4 protein-coding genes are annotated in these 4,276 nt (G+C 42.4%); all 4 read right to left on the reverse strand.

Going from position 1 to position 4,276, the window contains the following annotated elements:
- Nucleotides 1–1,253, reverse strand: a 1,253-nt coding sequence (locus ENN47_13155) for a UDP-glucose/GDP-mannose dehydrogenase family protein (protein ID HDP79094.1), incomplete at its 3' end; no start/stop codon positions are given.
- Nucleotides 1,254–1,283: 30 nt separating this feature from the next.
- Nucleotides 1,284–2,333, reverse strand: a complete 1,050-nt coding sequence (locus ENN47_13160) for a glycosyltransferase (protein ID HDP79095.1) — start codon at nucleotides 2,331–2,333, stop codon at nucleotides 1,284–1,286.
- 5 nt (nucleotides 2,334–2,338) lie between these two features.
- Entirely contained in the window at nucleotides 2,339–3,640 is a 1,302-nt protein-coding gene (locus tag ENN47_13165) for an O-antigen ligase domain-containing protein (GenBank protein HDP79096.1), read from the reverse strand.
- Nucleotides 3,627–4,276, reverse strand: a 650-nt coding sequence (locus tag ENN47_13170; protein HDP79097.1) for a glycosyltransferase, incomplete at its 5' end; no start/stop codon positions are given. The genes ENN47_13170 and ENN47_13165, both read right to left, overlap by 14 nt.

The following is a 4,276-nucleotide window of genomic DNA, read 5'->3' on the forward strand; positions in this document are numbered from 1 at the left end:
AGAAGATTCCTCGTATCTAATATAATGTTACCCTTCATAAGTCTCTTGGCCATCTCCAAGTCTAGACCTCTGTACTGGTTCCACTCTGTGAGTATCATTATTGCATCACTATCATTCATGGCCTTGTATTCATTATCTGCGTATTCTATCGAATCTCCAAAGATCGTCTTTGCATTTTCCATCGCCTGAGGGTCGTGAGCAATAACTACTGCCCCTCTTTTGAGGAGGTCTTCAATCACGACAATTGCAGGGGACTCTCTCATGTCATCCGTCTCTGCTTTGAAAGCAAGACCGAGAACTCCTATCTTCTTGCCTTTCACTTCTCCTGCAAGGAGATTTTCTAGCTTCTCTACCATTCTTGCCTTCTGCTTCTCATTGGAAGAGACGACTTCTTTTACAAGCGATATATCCACTTTGTATTTGTTCCCGATATCCACTAGCGCCTTTGTGTCTTTCGGGAAACAGCTCCCACCATATCCGGGACCGGGATGGAGAAACTTCGGACTTATCCTTCCGTCCATTCCCATTCCCTTGGCCACTTTGTGAACATCTGCGCCGACAGCTTCGCAGAGATTGGCTATCTGGTTTATGAATGTTATCTTAGTTGCGAGAAAGGCATTACTTGCATATTTTATCAGTTCAGCCGTTTCAAGATTGCAGAAGAGAAAGGGGGTTTCAATTAAGTAAAGCGCCTTGTATATGTCTTGGATGATCTCTTTAGCCCTTTCAGATTCATAGCCTATCACTACTCTATCCGGATGGAAGACATCGTGAACCGCTCTCCCCTCTCTGAGAAACTCTGGATTAGAGACTATGTCGAAGTCGTTCTTTCCTGACTTCCCTAGAATTGCATTCTTGATCCATCTGTTTGTTCCTACTGGTACCGTGCTCTTAGTAACTATTACTTTGTAACCGTCTAGATTCTTAGCTATCGATTCGACAACTGCTTCAACGTATGAGAGATCGGCCTCTCCGTTGTCTTTGGAGGGAGTCCCGACGCCTATGAATACGACTTCGCTCTCTTTGATCGCTCTGTCAATATCTGTCGTGAATGAAAGCCTGCCTTCTCTGAAGTTCTTATCTACAAGCTCTTTCAAACCGGGCTCATAGATTGGAATATGTCCGTTGTTTAGCATGTCTATCTTTGCCTTATCTACGTCAACGCAGATTACTCTGTTTCCAAAGTCTGCAAGACCCGTTCCTGTTACTAGACCTACGTAACCTGTTCCTATTACTGAGATTCTCTTTGACAAATCTCCCACTCCCTTTTCTGACAGAGATTGTTAGTCCAACAAATCTTTTCTCAAGCGTCTCCCGACTACGCGGAAGAGCAAAATCGTAGCTCTTGGAGCAAGAAGCAAAGCTCGAGTAGCTAGATACTCAGACAACTTAGCATATCTAAGGCGAATTCTTTTGAGTTGGGACCGATATCCGGAATTTCTCGCTATTTCAAGAAGTTTCCTCTTATCGAAGCCGCGAATAGCAAAGAAATACACGAGAGCCGTATAGTCTCTTGGCACTATTCGTTTCTCAAATATCGACAAGATTCTTTCGTTTCTGGTATTACTTCGTAGGTATTTTCCAATTCTCCGTATACAGCCAAGGGTATGTGCTTTCGATATATCTTTGTTCTTAACCAAAGAATTATTTCTGATAACATAATTACTCAAGATTCTTTCTGTACCAACAATTCGCTTTGCCTTGAGAACAGCTTTCCAGATGAATTCCCTATCTTGGCCATTTTTGGCGCCAGGCACAAATTGTAGATGATTCTTACTGAGAAAGGCCTTTCTATAGATGGCACTTCCGGTCCAGATACTCATAGAGCCCTCGAAGATTGAAAGAAGTACAGATTCACCTTCTTTCACAAGTCCTTCATCATTCTTCGGGACGACCAACCTCATACTCTTCCCGCGTTCATCTACCCATCTATAGCTGCAGAAAGCAATGTCTGAATCTGTACTACTGATTATTGAAACCAGAACTGAAACAAACTCAGGCTCCAAAAAGTCATCTGAATCAAGGAACACAATGTATTCTCCTCTTGCATCTTGAATTCCTCTGTTTCTTGCAACACTAACACCTTGGTTGTTCTGGGTCACTAGTCGTACTCGTTGATTGTCTCCTGAGATGCTTTTCAATTCATTTGCTGTGTTATCAGTAGACCCATCATCAACTACTATGACTTCAATGTTTTCATAATTCTGCAGCAAGATAGATCTGACAGTCCTTATGATTGTACTTTCCGCATTGTAGGCTGGAATAATTACCGATACCAATGGCGTACTTAGCGGTACTTTTGTATCTCTGGTCATTTGCTTTTGCTTTCCCATTCTAGCTAACTCCTAGACTGTATTTCGCGGCTCGGGCGTGCAGCGGATGCTGTCAGGATTCCCAGAAAGAACCAAAACATTCGCGCATTGTTTAAGGAGATTCCTATTGAGCCTACAAGGAAAACGATAATTATATCTCTTGTAATGAGTGTCACTTCATCCGGATTGGTCATTCTTCTCGAGACCGAGACTAATACCAGAAAGACATAGCAAAAGAATGTCAAAGCTAGTGGAATACCCCACTCCGCAAACATCTGCAGAAAAGTGTTGTGTGCAATTACTCTAGTACCAAACACGAGACTAGATACGTCTGAATACGTTCCAAATCCGGTACCAAATAAAGGGGAAAGACGAATCAAATAGAACGCATTTCCCCAAGCGACATCTCTAGAAGAACCCCCTTCGGAAATCGCGTAAGAAAAGTCTGTGAACAGAAATCGAACTCTAGCAAAGGCAGGTATTACTCTGGTAGTACTATCAAGCACAACGATAAACAAAGATGAAACCAGCGGAACCAAAAGAACAGCCAGAATCAGAACAATACAAAGGATAGTCATGAGCAATACTGTCTGGCGTGAAGCAACAATTCTTTCAAACAGAAGAAATGCAAAGTATATACCGACTGTGAGAAGTCCCGTTTTCGATCCTGACGCGATTATTGAGAGCAACAATACCGATGAAGCAACTAATTTCGAGAACGTTCGAAGCTTGCTATTCCTAATACAATACACTAATACACTTGCCTGAATTACCGAGAAGTAGTTCAAATCGCTCATTAGACCTCTCAACCTGAAAGATCCGTAAAAAAACTGCTCTCTAAGGAAACCGGATCCAGAGATCGAAAGAAGGACTCCAATGAGACCAATCCCAATAGCAGTTCTGCTATATGCCTGAATGACCTTCCCTTGCCACTCTCTATTTAGGCTGTAGCCTACAGAGAAAAACAAGAAAGAAACTGCGATCTTTATGTAGCCTTTGAGGACACTCAATAGACTCATGGTATAAGAAGTAATCCCTGGTATCAAGAACGCTGAAGATAGCAGACCAACAAGAGAAAGAGACACGAAGAAAGAAAGATAACTCGCTCGTAAACGAAGCGTCCCGAGAATCATCAAGGAAACAAGTGAGATTGGCAATAAAAGATCAGCCAGAGAAAGATTGAATCCAAACAGCTTCTGCGAATGATTTAATAAGGCACTCATAAACAACACGCAAGAAAATGCCACGCCACGAAAAGAAATGCGAATGGTGTTTCCTGCGAGTATTGCAGAATAAGCTACCATAGCAGTCTGTTCATCTCCGCGCATTTCTCCAATATTGTGCGTTCATTTCCCCAAGAACGCATTCAATGGAGAATTCGTCAATTAACTGCCTTCCTTTCATTCCAAATTCACAACGCAACTTCTCGTTTTTCGAAAGAGTCACCATTGCCTCAGCCAATTGATGACCGCTGCCTGGCGCCACTAGCAGACCAGTCTCGTTATCTTTGACAAGATCACGCGTCCCTCTCACATTTGTTTTAATTACAGGTTTGCCAGAGGCCATGGCTTCCATAACGTTTTTTGGTAATCCTTCTGTCTTTGAAACAGAGACCAAAACATCTGATGCTGCAAGCAACTCCGGAATATCTCCTCTGAATCCTAGGAACAAAACTTTATCAATGTCTCGCTCTTTGACAAAAGTCTGTAGCTTACTCCTAAGTTTTCCATCACCAACAATCAGTAGCATACAATTCCCATCTTGGATCTCTTTCCACGCTTCAAGAAGCCATTTCTGGTTCTTATTCTTGTTCAGCTCTCCAATGCAAATGAATACTACACTTTCTTCGTATATCCCTAGCATTCTTCTGGCAGCTACTCGTACTTCTTTGGGCAATTGATACTTATCAATGTCTACGCCAACACCATGAGTTAGAAACAGAGATCTACCTTCCTCATAACCTA

This window comes from Mesotoga infera, assembly GCA_011045915.1.
GTDB lineage: Bacteria > Thermotogota > Thermotogae > Petrotogales > Kosmotogaceae > Mesotoga > Mesotoga infera_D.

Bases quoted from the DNA above. Each gene is read 5' to 3' on its own strand.
- ENN47_13160 (HDP79095.1), bottom strand. From the start codon at position 2,333: ATGGGAAAGCAAAAGCAAATGACCAGAGATACAAAAGTACCGCTAAGT.
- ENN47_13165 (HDP79096.1), bottom strand. From the start codon at position 3,640: ATGCGCGGAGATGAACAGACTGCTATGGTAGCTTATTCTGCAATACTC.